This window comes from Curtobacterium sp. AB7 (assembly GCF_044909335.1).
GTDB lineage: Bacteria > Actinomycetota > Actinomycetes > Actinomycetales > Microbacteriaceae > Curtobacterium.
The window spans coordinates 156793-174464 of sequence record NZ_JBIYED010000007.1 but is presented as its reverse complement, the minus strand read 5'-3'; the positions used below and the strand labels follow the sequence as shown (position 1 = coordinate 174464).

19 protein-coding genes are annotated in these 17672 nt (G+C 70.9%); 10 read left to right on the top strand and 9 right to left on the bottom strand.

Annotation, left to right across the window (positions count from 1 at the left end):
* Positions 1-124: 124 nt before the first annotated feature.
* Together ABH929_RS14945 and ABH929_RS14940 are read right to left on the bottom strand one after the other, a co-directional pair.
* Positions 125-583, bottom strand: coding sequence for a SufE family protein (locus ABH929_RS14945; protein WP_404561771.1), 459 nt, complete (start codon positions 581-583; stop codon positions 125-127).
* Entirely contained in the window at positions 580-1485 is a 906-nt protein-coding gene (locus tag ABH929_RS14940; RefSeq protein ID WP_404561770.1) for a sulfurtransferase, read from the bottom strand. The genes ABH929_RS14945 and ABH929_RS14940 overlap by 4 nt, the downstream gene beginning before the upstream one ends.
* Before the next feature lie 185 nt (positions 1486-1670).
* On the opposite strand from ABH929_RS14940, the gene zapE reads away from it, so the two are divergent.
* The 3 genes from zapE (at position 1671) to ABH929_RS14925 (ending at position 4930) form a co-directional block, all read left to right on the top strand.
* Complete coding sequence (zapE, locus tag ABH929_RS14935) at positions 1671-2627, top strand: cell division protein ZapE (protein WP_404561773.1); 957 nt, start codon at positions 1671-1673, stop codon at positions 2625-2627.
* A gap of 205 nt (positions 2628-2832) precedes the next feature.
* Positions 2833-4107 carry an ammonium transporter gene (locus ABH929_RS14930; RefSeq protein WP_263091702.1) on the top strand — a complete coding sequence of 425 codons (1275 nt, stop codon included), beginning with the start codon at positions 2833-2835 and terminating at the stop codon, positions 4105-4107.
* Positions 4108-4279: 172 nt separating this feature from the next.
* Complete coding sequence (locus tag ABH929_RS14925) at positions 4280-4930, top strand: tyrosine-protein phosphatase (protein WP_404561769.1); 651 nt, start codon at positions 4280-4282, stop codon at positions 4928-4930.
* A gap of 139 nt (positions 4931-5069) precedes the next feature.
* Here the strand turns inward: ABH929_RS14925 and ABH929_RS14920 are convergent, their stop codons facing one another.
* The gene (locus ABH929_RS14920; RefSeq protein ID WP_263091704.1) at positions 5070-6041 is read right to left on the bottom strand and encodes an aldo/keto reductase; all 972 of its coding nucleotides are present in this window, start codon (positions 6039-6041) and stop codon (positions 5070-5072) included.
* Positions 6042-6229: 188 nt separating this feature from the next.
* Between ABH929_RS14920 and ABH929_RS14915 the strand changes: the two genes are divergently transcribed.
* A complete protein-coding gene (locus ABH929_RS14915) occupies positions 6230-7198 on the top strand; it encodes a beta-ketoacyl-ACP synthase III (protein ID WP_404561768.1) in 969 nt (322 codons plus the stop codon).
* Between the two features lie 18 nt (positions 7199-7216).
* On the opposite strand, the gene ABH929_RS14910 is transcribed toward ABH929_RS14915, so the two are convergent.
* Positions 7217-8134 (bottom strand): hypothetical protein, encoded by a 918-nt coding sequence (locus ABH929_RS14910; RefSeq protein ID WP_404561767.1) that lies wholly within the window; start codon positions 8132-8134, stop codon positions 7217-7219.
* A gap of 38 nt (positions 8135-8172) precedes the next feature.
* On the opposite strand from ABH929_RS14910, the gene ABH929_RS14905 reads away from it, so the two are divergent.
* Positions 8173-8802 (top strand): hypothetical protein, encoded by a 630-nt coding sequence (locus ABH929_RS14905; protein ID WP_404561766.1) that lies wholly within the window; start codon positions 8173-8175, stop codon positions 8800-8802.
* Between the two features lie 35 nt (positions 8803-8837).
* Here the strand turns inward: ABH929_RS14905 and ABH929_RS14900 are convergent, their stop codons facing one another.
* From ABH929_RS14900 to ABH929_RS14880, 5 genes are all read right to left on the bottom strand, one after another.
* A complete protein-coding gene (locus ABH929_RS14900; protein ID WP_404561765.1) occupies positions 8838-9761 on the bottom strand; it encodes a hypothetical protein in 924 nt (307 codons plus the stop codon).
* A 256-nt stretch (positions 9762-10017) separates the two neighbouring features.
* Positions 10018-10395: a flagellar assembly protein FliW gene (gene fliW / locus ABH929_RS14895; protein WP_404561764.1), complete on the bottom strand. Its 378-nt coding sequence runs from the start codon at positions 10393-10395 to the stop codon at positions 10018-10020.
* Positions 10392-11273, bottom strand: coding sequence for a flagellar hook-associated protein FlgL (gene flgL, locus ABH929_RS14890; protein ID WP_404561763.1), 882 nt, complete (start codon positions 11271-11273; stop codon positions 10392-10394). Before flgL ends, fliW begins: the two co-directional genes overlap by 4 nt.
* Positions 11274-11275: 2 nt before the next feature.
* Positions 11276-12697, bottom strand: coding sequence for a flagellar hook-associated protein FlgK (gene flgK, locus ABH929_RS14885; protein ID WP_404561762.1), 1422 nt, complete (start codon positions 12695-12697; stop codon positions 11276-11278).
* Positions 12698-12701: 4 nt separating this feature from the next.
* Positions 12702-13187 (bottom strand): flagellar protein FlgN, encoded by a 486-nt coding sequence (locus ABH929_RS14880; RefSeq protein ID WP_404561761.1) that lies wholly within the window; start codon positions 13185-13187, stop codon positions 12702-12704.
* A 462-nt stretch (positions 13188-13649) separates the two neighbouring features.
* Here ABH929_RS14880 and ABH929_RS14875 point away from each other — a divergent pair, with 462 nt between their 5' ends.
* From ABH929_RS14875 to ABH929_RS14855, 5 genes are all read left to right on the top strand, one after another.
* The gene (locus ABH929_RS14875) at positions 13650-14468 is read left to right on the top strand and encodes a sigma-70 family RNA polymerase sigma factor (protein ID WP_404561760.1); all 819 of its coding nucleotides are present in this window, start codon (positions 13650-13652) and stop codon (positions 14466-14468) included.
* 117 nt (positions 14469-14585) lie between these two features.
* Positions 14586-15425, top strand: a complete 840-nt coding sequence (locus tag ABH929_RS14870; protein WP_181437623.1) for a flagellin — start codon at positions 14586-14588, stop codon at positions 15423-15425.
* Positions 15426-15529: 104 nt separating this feature from the next.
* Positions 15530-16918 (top strand): flagellar filament capping protein FliD, encoded by a 1389-nt coding sequence (gene fliD, locus ABH929_RS14865; protein ID WP_404561759.1) that lies wholly within the window; start codon positions 15530-15532, stop codon positions 16916-16918.
* A gap of 10 nt (positions 16919-16928) precedes the next feature.
* On the top strand, positions 16929-17402 hold the full coding sequence (gene fliS, locus ABH929_RS14860) for a flagellar export chaperone FliS (RefSeq protein ID WP_404561758.1): 474 nt from the start codon (positions 16929-16931) through the stop codon (positions 17400-17402).
* On the top strand, positions 17392-17661 hold the full coding sequence (locus ABH929_RS14855) for a hypothetical protein (RefSeq protein ID WP_404561757.1): 270 nt from the start codon (positions 17392-17394) through the stop codon (positions 17659-17661). Before fliS ends, ABH929_RS14855 begins: the two co-directional genes overlap by 11 nt.
* Positions 17662-17672 lie beyond the last annotated feature (11 nt).

Sequence of the window (17672 nt, the reverse complement as noted above, 5' to 3'; positions counted from 1 at the left end):
GGGGGCCACCCCGTGGTTCCCCGGCGGGGGGGGGGCCGGGGGGGGGGGGGCCCCCGGCGGGGGGGGGGGGGGGGGCGGGGCCCCCGCGCCCCCCCCCCCTCCCGTCCGTCACCGCGGTCGCGTCTCACGCCACCGCGGCCTGCACCTGACGCTGCACGCGACCCAGCATGCCCACCATCCCGCGGATCCGCAGCGGGCTGACCGCCTCGGACAGCCCGATCGTCAGCGGGTAGTCCGCCGGCACGGCGAGCACCTGCGCTGCCGTCAGGCCGCTCAGGCCCTGCGCGAGGATCGACGCGAAGCCGCGCGTGGTCGGCGCCTCGCGCGGAGCGATCGCGTGCATGCGGACGACGTCGGGGGCGTCGCCGTCCTCGCCCACGGTCACCGTGATGAACACGGGGGACTGGCACTCCTCGACCCGTTCGAGTTCGTCCTCGTGCCCCTGCAGCCGTTCGGGCAACGCGGGCAGCTCGTTCGAGAACTCGAGGAGGAGCTGCAGACGGTCCTTCTGGCCCAGGGCGAGGAAGTCGTCGCGGATCTCGGCGAGGGTGGCGGGGAGGGTGGCCTCGGTGCTGTCGTTCATCGGTTCGGAACTGTACCCGGCTCCGCGCCCTGCACGATCGGGACGCGGACGGCGCTGCCCCACTCGGTCCACGAGCCGTCGTAGTTGCGGACGCTGTCGTAGCCGAGCAGGTGCTGCAGGACGAACCAGGTGTGGCTCGACCGCTCGCCGATGCGGCAGTACGCGATGACCTCGTCGGCGTCGCCGATGCCGGCGCCCTCGCGGTAGATGGCGTCGAGTTCCGAGCGCGGCTTGAAGGTGCCGTCCGGTGCGGCGGCGGTCGCCCACGGGATGTTCACCGCGGTGGGGACGTGGCCGCCGCGCAGCGCTCCTTCTTCCGGGTAGTCGGGCGCGGTGGTGCGGGAACCGTCGTACTCGCCCGGGCTGCGCACGTCGATGAGGGGCTTGCCGAGGTGGGCCAGCACGTCGTCCTTGTATGCACGGATCTCGGTGTCGATCCGGTCCACGACCGGGTACTCGGCCGGCGTGACGACGGTCTCGTCGGTGGTGAGGGCGCGCTCCTCGGCGATCCACTTCGCACGGCCGCCGTCGAGCAGGCGGACGTCCTCGTGGCTGAACAGCGAGAAGACCCAGAGGGCGTACGCGGCCCACCAGTTGTTCTTGTCGCCGTAGAGCACGACGGTGGTCTCGCGGCCGATGCCCTTGCCGCCGAGCAGTTCGGCGAACGCCTCGCCGTCGATGTAGTCGCGCTGCACCGGGTCGTTGAGGTCGGTGTGCCAGTCGATCTTGACCGCGCCGGGGACGTGGCCCGTCTCGTAGAGCAGGACGTCCTCGTCGGACTCGACGACGACCAGGTCGGGGGTGTGGGCGTCCAGCTGTTCCTGCAGCCACTCGGTGGAGACGAGACGCTCCGGGTGGGCGTAGGCGGTGAACTTCTCGGACGGGTCGACCGGTGCGGTCATGGTGGGCTACCTCCAGGTGGTCATCCGGCACCGGACTAGGATCGGTCGTCGGTGCCTGTGGGCAACGGTACGCGGACGTCCCGTGCCCCAGTCGCAACGTGACACCGCACGACTTGCTTCCCGGAAGGCCCACTCGATTGCCAGCGCACCTCGTCGACCGTGACCCCCAGGTGACCCCGCAGCAGATGGCCGCGGCACTCGTGCCACCGCCCCAGTTCGCGGACGCCTCGTTCGACTCGTACCGCCCAGACCCGGACTACGCCTCGCAGGCCGACGTGCGCGACGCCGTCGCCGCGTTCGTCGCGGCCGGTCCGACCGAGGCGCCACGTCGCGGGCTGTTCGGCCGCCGCAAGCAGTCGGTCGAGCCCGCTGCGAAGTCGGGCGTCTACCTGGACGGCGGGTTCGGTGTCGGCAAGACCCACCTGCTCGCCGCGGCGTACCACGCCGCATCAGGGCGGAAGACGTTCGGCACGTTCATCGAGTACACGGCCCTGGTCGGTGCGCTCGGGTTCCAGGGCACGGTCGACCTGCTGCGCGGGACCGCGCTGGTCTGCATCGACGAGTTCGAGCTCGACGACCCGGGCGACACCATGGTCATGACCCGTCTGATCAAGGAGCTGACCGAGACCGGCACCCGGTTCGCCGCCACCTCGAACACGCCTCCGGGCGCGCTCGGCGAGGGACGGTTCGCGGCGCAGGACTTCCTGCGCGAGATCCAGGCGATGTCCGACCGGTTCGACACCATGCGGATCGACGGGCTCGACTACCGCCGCCGAGCGGTCGACGAGTCGGCGAGTGTGGTGTCCGACGTGGCCGCGGCGCTGCCGGCCGGCACCGTCACGCTCGACGACTTCTCGGCCGTGGTCGCGCACCTCGGCTCGGTGCACCCGTCGAAGTACGTCGCGCTCGTCGAGGACCTCGACGCCGTGGGGCTCACCGACGTCCGCGCGTTCACGGACCAGACCGACGCGCTGCGGTGGGTGGCGCTGGTCGACCGGCTGTACGACGCCCAGGTCCGGATCGTGGCCTCGGGCACGCCGCTCGACCAGGTGTACCCCGACGCCATGCTCGACGGCGGCTACCGCAAGAAGTACCTGCGCGCAGCGAGCCGTGTCGTGGCCCTGAGCCGCGCCCAGGACTGACGCCCACCACCAGGGCCATCCGCTGACCGGTCGGTGCACCCCCTGTCCAGGGGGCATCGGTCCGCGCGAAACACGACGTTTACAAACCGCGCCGTCGCGTTACATCCGCGAAACACATCGTGCCCCCTCGTGAAACGTCACCTCGCCAGACTCGGTGACACCCGAGGCGGTCCAAGAGCCGCTCGTGCAATCGAGAGGTGAACAGATGCTTGATCAGGGCAACACGACGTTCGTGTTGGTCATGGCGGCGCTGGTGTTGTTCATGACACCCGGCCTGGCCTTCTTCTACGGCGGCTTGGTGAAGGCCAAGTCCGTCATCAGCATGATGATGATGTCGTTCGGTGCGATCGCACTCGTGAGCGTCCTGTGGGTGCTCTACGGCTACGCGATCGCCTTCGCCAACCACGGTGACGGCACGGCGGTCTCCGGTGTCGTCGGGTTCTTCAGCATCGACTGGAACCAGATCGGTCTCGGCCAGGCCTTCGAGGAGGCGCAGTCCTCGAACATCCAGGCGGCGTACCCGTCGATGGCGTTCGTCGGCTTCCAGGCCACCTTCGCGATCATCACCGTCGCGCTCATCTCCGGCGCCATCGCCGACCGCGCCAAGTTCGGCGCCTGGATGGTCTTCGCGGGCATCTGGGTCACCGTCGTCTACTTCCCGGTCGCCTCGTGGGTCTTCAACCTGACCTCGGGTTGGGCCGCCACGTGGGGCGTCATCGACTTCGCCGGTGGCACCGCGGTGCACATCAACGCCGGTGCAGCAGGTCTCGCCCTGGCGCTCGTCCTCGGCAAGCGCGTCGGCTTCGCCAAGGGCGCGCACAAGCCGCACAACCCGCCCTTCGTCCTGCTCGGTGCCGCCATCCTGTGGTTCGGATGGTTCGGCTTCAACGCCGGCTCCGAGGGCGCCGCTGACGGCATCGCCGCGATCGCCTGGGTCAACACCCTCGCTGCACCGGCCGCTGCCATCCTCGGCTGGCTGCTCGTCGAGAAGCTCAAGGACGGCAAGGCCACGTCGGTCGGCGCCGCCTCGGGTGCCGTCACCGGTCTCGTCGCGATCACCCCGGCCTGTGCCAACCTGACCCCGGGCTGGGGCATCCTGCTCGGCTTCGTCGCCGGCATCATCTGCTGCTTCGCCATCGACTGGAAGTACCGTCTCGGCTTCGACGACTCGCTCGACGTCGTCGGCGTCCACCTGGTCGGCGGCATCGTCGGCACGCTGTACCTCGGCTTCTTCGCCAACGACACCGGCCTGATCTACTCCGGTTCGTTCGAGCAGCTCGGCAAGCAGGCCACCGCGGCCCTGGCCGTCGGCGTCTACTCCTTCGTCCTGGCGTTCGTCATCGGCTTCCTCATCGAGAAGACGATCGGCTTCCGCGTCAAGACCGAGGACGAGGTCGCCGGCATCGACACCGCGGTCCACGGTGAAGAGGGCTACGTCCTCTACGAGCAGACCGACGACTCGCCGGTCTCGGTCCGCTAGCCAGCGGACACCAGCACCGCCAGCACCACCCGCACGACGACGGGCCCCGCGCACACAGCAAGCGCGGGGCCCGTCGTCGTGCGGTCCTGCGTCCGTCGGCTGTCGTCTGGCGGCTGTCGTCTGTCGTCTGGCGTCTGGCGTCTGGCGTCTGGCGTCTGGCAGGGTTGCGGGCATGACGACGACGTCCGCATTGACCAACCTGCGCGAGGTCGGGGGACCGGGCCTGCAGGACGCCCGACCCCGCACCGTGTACCGCGCGAACACCGAACGCGTCGGTGCCGACGCCTACCCGCAAGGTCTCGCGGCCGTGGTCGACCTGCGTCGTGACGACGAGGTCGCCCGCGTCCCGCACCCGCTCGGCACCGCCGACGGCTACCGGCTCGTCCCGCTGTTCGACCCGTCGACCGTCGAGTCCGGCGCCCAGGCCGTGCAGCTCGAGGAGCAGTACACCGACTGGCTCGAGCGCCACCGCACCGGGATCGCCGCAGCGTTCCGCGCCATCGCCCGGTCCGACGGTGACGTACTCGTCTGCTGCTCCGCCGGCAAGGACCGCACCGGCGTCGTCAGCGGACTGCTCACCCGACTCTGGGGCGCGTCGATCGAGGCCGTCGGCGACGACTACGCCGCCAGCGCTGCCGGGCTGGCGGACCGGTTCGCCGCGGAGCGTGCGGTCAGCACCGACCCCGAGGCCACCGCCGTCGCGCAGCGGTGCGTGCCGGAGACCATGACCACCGTGGTCCGGCACGTCGAGGCGCGCTGGGGCAGCGTCGCCGCGTACCTGCGCTGGGCGGGACTGACGGACGCGGAGATCGCGGCGCTCTGACGGGCGGGCGTCGTCCTGTCGGCTCACCACGTGCGGTGGTCGCAACGGCGGTCGGGAGGCACGGTGCGCGTCCGACGCGCACCGTGCCTCCCGTCCGTGGCCCTGATCGCGGGCCGTGGTTCAGGCCCGTTCCGTCAGCTCACCAGGCGTAGTCCTCCGGTGAGGTCTGGTGCCCCGGGAAGATCTCGTCGAGCCGGTCCAGCGCACGCTGGTCGAGGCGGATGTCGACGGCGCGGACCGCGGACTCCCACTGCTCCATCGTGCGGGGGCCGGTGATCGGCGCGGTCACACCGGGCTGGTGGAGGAGCCACGCGAGGGCGAGCTCGCCCGGCGTGTGGCCGAGCTCCTGGGCGAACGACTCGTAGGCCGTGAGCTGGTCGCGGTGCCCCTCGACGTACTCGGCGCTCCGACCCGACAGACGGCGGGAGCCGTTCTCGGTCTTCTCGATGACACCACCGAGCAGACCGCCCTGCAGCGGCGACCACGGGATGACACCGAGGCCGTACTCGCGGGCGGCGGGCAGGACCTCGCGCTCGATGTCACGCACCACGAGGTTGTAGATCGACTGCTCGCTCACCAGGCCGAAGGTGTGGCGGCGCTTCGCGGCCTCCTGCGCCTGGGCGATGTGCCAGCCGGCGAAGTTCGACGACCCGACGTACAGGACCTTGCCCTGCTGCACGGCGACGTCGATCGCCTGCCAGATCTCGTCCCACGGGGTCGCACGGTCGACGTGGTGGAACTGGTACAGGTCGATGTGGTCCGTCTGCAGACGCTGCAGGCTGGCATCGAGCGACTGGCGGATGTTGAACGCGCTGAGCTTGCCGCCGTTCGGCCAGTCGATCATGTCGCCGTAGACCTTGGTCGCCAGGACCGTCTTCTCGCGACGGCCGCCGCCCTTCGCGAACCAGCGGCCGATGATCTCCTCGGTGGCACCCTTGCCCACCGAGCCGCCGTAGCCGTTGGCGGTGTCGAAGAAGTTGACGCCGAGCTCGTGGGCCCGGTCCATGATGGCGTGCGAGTCGTCTTCAGTGGTCTCCGGGCCGAAGTTCATCGTGCCGAGCACTGCTCGTGAAACCGACAGCCCTGTCCGTCCGAGGTGTGTGTAGTCCATGGGTCCGGTCTACGCGCTCGGAGGGCACCCTGCCAGGCCCTGGGAGTACCGGTTCTGCATGCTGGGCAGCATCGGTCTGCTTGCTGGGGTGCATGGTTCTGCGTGTTGGGGTGCATCGTCCTGCATGGTGCGTGGCTGCATGCCGTCCGGGGCATGTCCGCGCTCCGGGGAGGAGTACCGTGACGACGGTGAACACCCCAGCACTCCGTGGCAGCCGGATCCTCGGGTTCGGTCACCACCAGCCCGAACGCATCCTGACCAACGACGAACTGTCGACCATGGTCGACACCAACGACGAGTGGATCCGCACCCGGACCGGGATCCAGACCCGCCACATCGCCGGTCCGGACGACAGCGTCACGTCGATGGCGATCGAAGCGGGCCGCAACGCCCTCGCCGACGCCGGTGTGTCGCCCTCGGCCGTCGGACTCGTCATCGTCGCCTCCACCACGCACCAGGACCGTGCGCCCTACACCGCCGGTCGGGTCGCCGCCGCGCTCGGGATGACGAACGGCCCAGCGCCCATCGACATCAACACCGCGTGCAGCGGGTTCGAGTACGCACTCGCCCTCGCCGACCAGTCGATCCGCGTCGGGTCAACCGACGTCGCGCTCGTCATCGGGTCCGAGACCCTCTCCGCCATCGCCGACTGGACCGACCGGTCGACGTGCGTGCTCGTCGGCGACGGGGCCGGAGCCGCCGTGCTCGGCGCCACTGACGTCCCCGAGATCGGGCCCGTGTCGTGGGGCAGCGTGCCGCACCTGCTCGACGCGGTGCGGGTCGAGGGGTCTCCCGGCCGGTTCAACCAGGAAGGCCGATCGATCTACCGCTGGGCCATCACCGAGGCCGAGGGGCACGCCCGCAAGGTCGTCGAGGCCGCCGGGCTCACCATGGACGACATCGAGGTGTTCGCGTTCCACCAGGCGAACCTGCGGATCATCGAGCCGCTCGTCACCGCGCTCGGCGGGGAGTCGAAGTTCGTCATCCGCGACGTCGTCGAGTCCGGCAACACCTCGGCCGCCAGCGTTCCGCTCGGGTTGTCGAAGGCGTGGGCGCGTGGCGACCTGCCCGAGGGCGTCCCCGCGTTGCTGTTCGGCTTCGGCGGCGGGTTCGCTCACGCCGGGCAGGTCGTCAGGACGCCGGTGCGGTCGTTCTGATCGGGCCTGCTGCCCGGCTCAGCGCTCGGGCGTCCCCGACCAGAGGTCCTCGTCCTTTGCCGAGCCTCGGCGCCAGCCGAGCTGCTTGGGCTGCTTGGGCTGCTTGGGCTCCTTCGGCTGCTTGTCCTTTGGCTGCTTGTCCTTCGGCTGTTTCTCCGGCTTCGCGGGCTTGGGCTCGAGCACGATCGGGAAATGGGCAGACGGCGGCCCGAACCCGGTCCGCGAGGCCTGGATGACCTTCCGCCCGAGCGCGTGGTTGCCGAGCCCGCCGACGGCGGCGCCGATGCCGAACGGCAGTGCACGGCCGAGCACCGACGTCCCCTGACGCACTGCGAACCGCTTGATGAACTGGTCGCGGACTTGCCCGCCGAGGCCGTTCACGACCTGCTTCGGCAGGGACGAGGTCACCATCTCGCCCCAGAACGCCGTGCGCGCTTGACCGCCGGCGATCTGCCCGCCGAGTTGCTTGATGAGCTGTGTGCCCGGAGCGCCGAGGATCATCGCCATCACCAGGGTCCGTGCCCGTTCGGGGTCGTCCAGGGCGATGCCGTGGACCTCGGTCACCGACTGGGCGAACAGCGCGGTCGTCTCGAGGAAACCGACCGTCTCCGCGCCGCTCAGTCCGAGGGCGGCCACCATCCCGACGCCGGGGATGACCGCACTTGCACCGACCGCTGCGCCACCGGTGGTGACCGCGGCGAGGTACTGCCGCTCGAGGATCTGGATGACCTCGGCGGGGGTGGCGTCCGGCTTGCGTCGGCGGATCGCGTTGACGTGCGCCACGACCACCGGGCGCTGGACGCTGATGGCACGGTCGAGCCACTTGACCCACCCGCCGGGTTGTTGCGGCTGCGGGGTTCGGGAGTCGTCGGGCATGGGGGAGACCTGGGCGTTCGGCAGCGGCACGATCGCCTGGTCCTTCGGGGAGCGGGCCATGCGCTCACCGTACGCCGGGCATGTGGGAGGCTCGCTGGATGGACATCGACGGCGCGCCCGGTCCGGCTGACGACGCTCGGCGGGCCTCCGGGTTCCTGACGGTCGCCGAGGTGCTCGACCTGCTGCCCGAGGTCGTGGTGCTCGACCCCCGCTCCGTGCTCGTCGGCGCGGACGTCACCCTTGCAGCCGGAGTGGTCCTCTACCCCGGAGCCGTGCTCGACACGCGTGCCGGGGGTTCGATCACCGTCGCATCCGGCGCGCGGCTCGGTCCGGGCCCGGTCACCGTCGTCGCCACAGCGGCCCGGGTGACCATCGGTGCCGATGCCGAACTCGGCCCGGGGCCCGTCACGATCACGGCGACCGGGGCGGACGTGCTCGTGGGGGACGGCGCTCGGTTGTCGGGCGGCTGCCTCGTCGAGGGCCCCACCGAGCTCGGCGCCGGTGCCCAGGTACTCGGGACGGTCGCCGTCCGTGACGCCGAACTCGCAGCCGGGGGCGACCACCGCGAGCCCGACCCCGATCGTCGTGCCGGTGTGGTGAAGGGTGTCGGGCGGGTCCACGGGGTGCGGGTCGGCACCGGCGAAGTGATCGTCGGCGGTGGCGTGCCGAGTGCACCGCTCGTGGTCGAACGGCAGCGTGCACACCACCCGGAGGCGCCGAGCCGCTGATCCCGGCCGGGCCCTCGGCTCCGCTCGCCTGTTCGTCACCGGCACGGGACACCCGCCCGGCGGAGTGCTGCACGCACGCGGTCGGGCTGCATGAGATCGGCCCACGACAACCGGACGACGAACCGGACCTCGGGGAACGACCGGACGAAGTCCTCGCGACGCTTCTCCTGCCAGTGCGCCTCGGCGGTGCTCCGCCCCTCGAGCATCGTCGGGTCCTCGTACTTCGCGCGGCCGTCGACCTCGACCACGACTCCCTGATCCGGAAACCAGAAGTCGACGACGGCCCTCCCACCCCCGGCCCGTCGGAACTCGTGCTCCTGCACCGGCTCCGGCGCCCCGACCTGCCGGAAGCGCACCCGGCACACCGACTCCGCCGGCGACCCCGACAGCGCCGACCCCATCCCGATCGCCACCCCCGCCTTCGCCTGCCCCGAGCCCCGCAGTTCGAGATCAGCAGCCAGTGCCTCGGGCGTGGTCCGCCGATCGGCGAGCAGCTGGTCCACGACCGGCAGCGACTCGAGCAACGGACGCGTCGCAGCGACGTCCACCGCGCTCCGCGCCCACCCGGTGGTCCGCAGTCCGCCGGACTCGATGTACGCGGTCGGTGGCCGTGCGGCAGTGCCGTGCCGGACGAACCAGGCGGTCACCCGCGTGTGGGTGGTCGTCGGGTCGGACACGTGGACCTTCGTCGGAGCTTCGCCGACGAGCGGCAGCCCGAGCACGGCGCACGCGGACTGGTGCGACACGAGGTCGGTGGCGCGGATGCGATGGAGCGATGCTCGGACGAGGACGTGGTGTCGTTCACCAGGGTGGAGCTGTTCGAGCGCCCCGGGCCGGACCAGGACGCCGGGCCGGATCCGTTCGAGGACCCCGCGGTGGACATCACGTTCGAGCGCCCGGCGTTCGGGATCCGGAAGCCCGGTCGTGCGGATGAGTTCGATGTCGTTCGCTCTGCCCATGCCCACAGGCTGGTGGAAGCGAGTCGGAGCGAGAGACCTACCGCGACGATCTGTGGACAGTCGAGCGCAAGCGCCCTGTGTGGAGGAACGAGGGCGCTCCATTCGTGTGCACCTTGCGACGATGCACGTGTTGATCACCTCGTGCATTGTCGACTCATGCACACGCAACAGTTGCGTGCGCATGTTCCGACGAACCACGCGCCGATCGACTCGTGGATTGTCGCAAAACGCGTGCGGCCGACTGCCCCCGCGGCACCTACGCCCGCGCGAGCTCCGCCCGCAGCGGGAGGTCCTGGTCCTCCAGGATGAGCTGCGCGCCCACGGCGATCCGGGCGTTCACGACGATCGGCGCGAGCAGGTTGACGGTCGTGGGAGCACCGCCGGACGCGCCGGGGTTCGCCACCACGAGCAGCATCGCGTCGGCGGGGTCGCTCAGCTCGAGCCCAGCGGCCTGCTCGTCGGTGAGCTCCGGCGAGTAGGACGGCAGGTGCACCGCGGCGTCGAGCACGAACAAGCGCGAGGAACCCCCGACGAGGGTGAACAGGCCCTCGGCGCCGTCCACCGGGGTCAGCGTGAAGACCGGTGCGGGGGAGAGGCCGAACGGCGGGACGGCGAAGGTCAGGGAGATGCTCATCGGAGGTAGTCCATCAGGGTCGGCTGCAGGACCTTCGCGGTGACGGCGAGGGCTGCCTGGTAGTTGGTCTGCTGCACCTGCAGGTCGAGGACGGCCTTGGCGAGGTCGACGTCCTCGATGCCGGCGCGGCGGTTCTCGAGCGAAACGGCCGCGGTCTTCAGCGAGTCCTGGGCTGCGAGGGCGGTCGCGTGCCGGACACCGACGTCGGCCTGGGCGCCGCGGACGGCCCCGAGCGCGCCGTCGACGTCGTTGATCCGCGCGTTCACGTTCACCCCGTTCTGCAGGTCGCTGACGATGGAGTCGAGCACGCCGAACACCGACGACGCCCCGGTGCCGAAGACGTCGGCCCCGGCGGTGTCGACGCGCACGGTCGTGCCGTCGTCGATCCGGCGGGAGACGTCCGTGCCGGAGGCCGCCCACCCGGTCGTCGGGTCGTACGCGGCGCCGGCGGTCGAGGCGCCGGCGAAGACCGAGCGGGTGCCGTACGTCGTGTTGGCCCGCGCCTCGAGGTCGGACTTCAGCGACTGGAACTGCGTGATGAAGGCGTCGCGGTCGGTGTCGCTCATGGTGCCGGAGTTCGCCGCCTGCACGGTCAGGTCCCGCACGCTGTTCAGCACCGAGTAGACGCTCGACAGGGCGCTGTCGGTGGTCGCGAGCCAGGCGACGGCGTCGTTCGCGTTGCGCGTGTACTGCGCGGCGGCGGCCTGTTCCTTGCGCACCTGCATCGACGACGCGGTGCCGACGGGGTCGTCGGACGGCTTCTGGATCGCCTGCAGCGTGGTGGCCTGCTCGGTCAGCTGCGCCACGCGCGCCGCACCGGTCTGCAGGCGGGCCGAGGCCGCGGCCATCGACATCTGGGTGGTCACCCGGGTGATCACGATCAGCCCCTCCCGACGAGTCCTGTGCGGTTGATGATGGTGTCGAGCATCTCGTCGACGGCGGTCAGGACGCGTGCCGCGCCCTGGTACGCGTGCTGGTAGCTCAGCAGGTTCACGTTCTCCTCGTCGAGGTCGACGCCGGCGCTCGACTGCTGCTGGGTGCGCGCGTTGGTCAGGGCGAGTCCGGTGAGCGTCGACTCCGTCGCGGCCGACCGGGAGGCGGTGCCCACCCCCGCAACGAACGTCGCCCAGGTCGTGTCGGCGGCCCCAGGGCCCGTGCCGAGTCGCGAGAGCGCGTCGGCGAACGAGTCGTCGAGCTGCCCCGCCGCGTTCCGCGTCGCCAGGCCGCTGCCGTCCGTCGGGACGACCGACAGGCCCTGCGCGGCGGGGACACCCGCCGCGAGGGCGAAGAACGCGGTGCCGGTGGTGCCGGCCGGGGTCGTGCCGGTGGCGTGGACGGCGTTGACCGTCGCTGCGAGCTGGGTCGCGACGGCGTCGTAGGACGCGGCGGCCTGGGCGAGCGCCCCGCCCGTGCCGTTCCCGTCCGCCGGCGCGAGGACGGCGAGGGCGCCACCGATCGACCCACCGCTGAGGGACACCGCGCCGGCGCTGCCGGAGGTCCAGGTCAGGGTGACCGCGGCGCCGTCGGCGAGGCGTTCGCCACCGCCGAGGGCGACGGTGCGGGCGTCGGTGCCCTGCACGAGCGGGTTGCCGCCGAGCAGCACGTCGACCGTGCCGTCCGCGTTGGTGCGGGTCGTCCCGCCGGCGAGCGTCGCGATCTGCTCGGTGAGCTGGTCGCGCTGGTCGAGGAGTTCGTCGGCGTTGCCGCCGGAGGCCAGTGCGGTGCGGATCCGCCCGTTCAGGTCGGCCACCTGCTTCGCTGCGTCGTTCAGCTGGGTGACCTGGCCGGCCGCGGTGCCCCGGACCGAGGACCACTGCGCGTCGACGGCCTTCGACCCGGCGGCCAGGGCCGAGGCGACGGTGCCCGCTGCGCCGAGGACGGCGCTGGCGGCACCCGGGTCGTCGGGGTGACTGGCGAGTTCGCTCCACGACGACCAGAAGGCATCGAGCTTGGCGCTCAGGCCGTCCTTGCCGGGTTCGTGCAGGCCGGTCTCGAGGGCGGACAGTGCCGTCGCACGGGCGTCGGCGTAGGCGGAGGACCCCGCGGCGACCCGGACGCCGACGTCGAGCGTCAGCGATGCCAGTCGGGCGATGCCGTCGACGGAGACGCCCTGACCGGCGAGGGCAGCGGTGCCGCGCATGAACCCGGTCTGGGTCGCGGGGATCGAGTTCTGCGTGACGCGCTGCCGCGTGTACCCGGCGGTGCCGGCGTTCGCGATGTTCTGGCCGGTGACGTCGATGCCGGCGCGGGCTGCGGCGAGGCCGGAGTACGCGGTGGCGAGGGAGCCGAAGGTGCTGACCACGGGGTTACAGGGTCCCCTCGAACAGGCGGGCGCCGTCGGAGCCGGAACCGGAGGCGCCCGAGGCGTCGTAGGTCGCTGCGGTCGTCACGGTGCCGGCGAGGGTCTCCTCGGTGGCCTGGGCGGCGGTGCGCAGGAAGCGGTCGTTCTCGTCGCGCAGGGCACCGATCTGGGTGGTGAGCTCGACCATCGCGGTCAGGTGCGCGGCGAGGATCTCGCCCCACGGGCCGTTCGGCGCGGCGGCGACGACGTCACGCAGGGGAGCATCGGCGGGGACGCCCCACTCCTCGGCGACCTCGGCACTCGACGCAGAGCGCTCGAGTCCGGTGCTGCGGAGTCGTTCGAGGACCTGCTCGACCTCGCGGCTGGCGTGCGACACCCAGCGGGAACGGCCCGCGGTGAGCAGGAGCTGCTCCTCCTCGAGCTTGAAGGTGAGCAGCTCGAGCAGTTCGCGTTCGCGCCAGAGCACGGCGGACAGGTCGTTCACGCTCATCAGCTCCTCCCGTTTGGGTCGTCGTCGGGTGTTCGGGTCTTCGTGTCCACCATCCGGCGGACACCGAGACCTATCGACCCGACGGCGGTGGTCGTAAGCGGCCGGGGACGTGACAAACGAGGCGGACGTCACCCGGGCCTCCCGGAACGAACGAAACGCACCCCGTCCGGGGGACGGGAACGGTCGTTCTACCGGTGGGGTCCCCCCAAAGGTGGACCACGAAACACCGGAAATGCCCCCGCACTGGGGACGGATGAACCCCTGTTCAGGACTTTGCCAGCCGATACATTCAGAACGCACCACGAGGGCGACCTCGAACCGCGCGAACGAGGCGCGGGGTGCGCCGCTCGGAGGGAACCGGGCGGGTCTTCGGCGTACGCACCGGCCATCCGAGGCCGGCGTTCGCCGTGCCCACGGACGGGTGAGTCAGGACGTTCACCTCAGGTCGATCAAGGGATCAGCATGGACCGCACCGCACGCAACGCGATGATCGTGGAGCACCTCCCGCTCGTCGGCTACATCGTCGCCGACGTCCGCTCCCGCGCCACGCACCTCGACCGCGACGACCTCGCAGCCGTCGGGTCCCTCGCCCTCGTCGCCGCTGCCGACGCGTTCGACCCGACCCTCGGCGTCCCCTTCGGGGCCTACGCCCGGACCCGGATCGCCGGAGCCCTCGCCGATGACATGCGCTCGGCCGACTGGGCGTCTCGTGGCACCCGGAAGCGGATCCGCGAGACCCTCGCCACGCAGGAGGCCCTGTCCGCCCGACTCGGCCGGAGCGTCGGCGTGCAGGAGGTCGCGGACGCGATGGGGGTCGACCGGCAGACCGCCTCGGACGCCATGAGCGACGCGGCCCGCATCGTCGCGCCCCTCGACGAGACCGTGCACGACCTCGTCGCCGCCGACCTGCCGTTGCCCGGCGACGACCTGCTCGAGACCGAGAAGCGCCGCTACCTGCGCGCAGCCGTCGAGGCGCTGCCCGAGCGGATGCGCTTCGTCGTCGAGGCCGTCTACTTCGGGGACCGCTCGGTGACCGAGGTCGCCGCGGAACTCGGCATCACGCACTCCGCCGTCTCGCAGCAGCGATCCGAGGCGATGCGCCTGCTCCGCGATGGATTGGCCGCCCACTACGGGGACGGCAGTGCCGCCGCCGAGCCCGCCTCGCGCACCACCGCGGCCCGCCGGAGCGCCTACCTCGCACGCGTCGCGTCGAACGCGGCCGCCGGCGTCGCACGTGCCGTCCACGACGCGACCGCGCCGGTCGCCGTGGCGGCGAGCTGAACCGTCGACGGGTATTTCCGTCGATTCCCTAACGGCTCCCGGCACCCGGTCGAGAGTCATCCACGTCAGCCCACGGACGGGCTGTAGTACGACCCAGCATTCACGGAGGAAACCACCATGGGTATGTCCATCAACACCAACCTCTCGGCACTCAACACGTACCGGAACCTCAACTCGACGCAGAACGACCTGTCGAAGTCCCTCGAGAAGCTCTCGTCGGGTCTCCGCATCAACCGTGCTGCCGACGACGCGGCCGGTCTGTCGATCTCCGAGGGGCTGAAGTCCCAGGTCGGTGGCCTCACGGTCGCCGCCCGCAACGCGCAGGACGGCATCTCCGTCGTGCAGACCGCTGAAGGTGGCCTCACCGAGACCCACTCGATCCTCCAGCGCATGCGCGACCTGGCCGTCCAGGCCGGTAACGACTCGAACAACGAGGACTCGCGCAAGGCGATCACCACCGAGGTCGGCGAGCTCACCAAGGAGCTCACCCGCATCTCGCAGTCGACCAACTTCAACGGCATCAACCTGCTCGACGGCTCCGCCGGCACCGCAGGCGTCCTGAAGTTCCAGGTCGGCGCCAACGGCGACGCGGCGAGCCAGATCGACGTCGACCTGTCGAAGTCCAACGTGGAGTCCGTGTCGACCGCTGTCGGCGCCCTCACCTTCGACAGCGCGACGAACGCTCAGGCCGCCATCACCGCGATCGACGAGCAGATCAAGTACGTGTCCTCGGCACGTTCGAGCATCGGTGCTGTCCAGAACCGCTTCGACCACGCCATCAACGTGACGAACGTGGCCAAGGAGAACCTCACCGCTGCCGGTTCGCGGATCACCGACGTCGACATGGCGGAGGAGATGGTCAAGTACACGCGCGACAACATCCTCAGCCAGGCCGGTACGTCGATGCTCGCGCAGGCGAACCAGAGCACGCAGGGCGTGCTCTCGCTCCTGCGCTAGCACCCACGACGCCGCCTTCCGGGATCGTTCAGGCTTCCCGGGAGGCGGCGTCGCCCTCCTGACCATCCCCACGACGCCAGGGAGTGTCGACGATGTCATCGTCCGTGTCCTCGAGCACCAGCCTCGCGATCGACGGGCTCGTCAGCGGGCTCAAGACGACCGACCTCATCAACTCGCTGATGAGCGTCGAGGGCGTGCCGCAGACCCTGCTCAAGAACAAGCTCACGAGCACCAACTCGTTCATCTCGTCACTGCAGACGATCAACGGCTTGGTGCAGGCCCTCGCGACGAAGGCGAAGGACGCCGCCAAGGCGACCTCGCTCGACCTGTTCACGGCCACGAGCTCGTCGTCGGGCGTCACCGCCGTCACCGGCACGAACGCGAGCGCCGGGTCGCTGACGTTCAGCGTCGGCTCGACCGCGTCCGCCCAGGTCGGGGTCACCGCCGCGATGTCCACGTGGTCGGCCGCGGCCGAACCGATCACCCTTGTGGGTGCCGACGGCACGAAGACCACCGTCACGCCCTCGTCCGGCTCCCTCGACGACACGGTCTCGGCGATCAACAAGTCCGGGGCCGGCGTCACCGCCACGAAGGTCGCCGCGGGTGCGGCCGCCGACGGCACCAAGCTCTACCGGTTGCAGCTGACGTCTGCCAAGACCGGGGCCGCGGGTGGTTTCGAGGTCCACCGGGGCACCGCCGACCAGGTCGCTGCGGGGACCTCGACGAACGTGCTGACCGAGGTCGGCGCCGCGGTCGTCGCCCAGGCGAAGGACGCCAGCGTCACGCTGTGGGCCGGCACCGCCGCCGAGCAGACCATCACGAGTGCGACGAACACGTTCACCGACCTGGTGCCGGGACTGTCGGTCACGGTGTCGAAGACGAGTACGGAGCCGGTCACGGTCGGCGTCGCGCAGGACACCACGAAGGCCCAGTCCGTGGCGTCCGGACTCGTCGACGCGATGAACGCTGTCTCGGCCTACTACAAGACGAACACAGCGGTGACGAGCACCACGAGTGCCACCAGCGGGTCGACGACCACGACCGCCGGGGTCCTGATGGGCGACGGCACCACGCGCGACGCCGTGCAGCGCCTGGGCAGCACCATGTCGGCGCCCGTCGGTGGGAAGTCGCCGTCGTCGATCGGCATCTCGATCACCAAGGACGGCAGCTTCACCTTCGACGCCGACGTCTTCCAGAAGGCCCTCGCCACCGACCCCGAGGGCACGCAGGCGATGCTGTCCGGTGTCGCCGCGAACGTCGGGGCCGCCGCCACCGCGGCGTCCGACAAGTACGACGGGTCCATCACCACGACGATCACCGGCCAGCAGGCGGTCGCCAAGGACCTCAACACCCAGATCGACAGCTGGACCGACCGACTCACGATGCGCCGCGCATCGCTCCAGACGCTGTACTCGTCGCTCGAGACCAGCCTCAGCAAGCTCCAGTCCCAGTCGAGCTGGCTCGCCAGTCAGCTCGCGGCGACGACGAGCTGACGGGATCACCATGACCTTCGACTTCCAGGCCGCCGCCTTCCGCCAGGCGGCGCAGCCCCGCACCGTGACCGACCAGCGTCGCGCCCAGTACACGAACGAGGCCGTCCTGTCGGCCACCCCGGCGCAGCTCGTCACGATGCTCTACGACCGGCTGCTGCTCGACCTGCACCGCGCCGAGGCCGCACAGACCAAGGCCGACTGGGACGCCGCCCGCGAACAACTGCTGCACGCGCAGGCCATCGTCGGCGAGCTGTCGTCCACGCTGCGGATCGACGTCTGGGACGGGGGTGAGGGTCTGCTCGCCGTCTACAACTACGCGTCGACGTCCCTCATCACCGCGAACGTGCACCGTGACGTGCAGGCAACGCGCGACTGCATCCGGATCCTCGAACCCCTGCGGCAGTCGTGGCACGCCGCCGCCGCGTCGCTGCCGGCGACGCCGGCCCGCCAGCAGGCGACGGGCGGAGCCCTCGGTGTCGCCTGACACCTGGGAGGCGGCACTCGCTTCCCTGGAACAGGATGTGGCGCTCGACGACGGCACCGGGTGGTCGGAGCCGGCCGGGCTGGGTCCGGTGCCGCGCGCGTTGGTGGGGCGTGCCTCCCGGCTGCTCGCTGCGCAGCGCGACCGCATCGCGGAACTGGAGTCGGACCGACGCGCGACGCTCGAGCACCTCGGTGCGCTGCGCGCCGTCGACGCGACGCGCGAGCCCCGTGGCGCGGTGTACCTCGACGCGTCCGCCTGACCCGCGGTCCC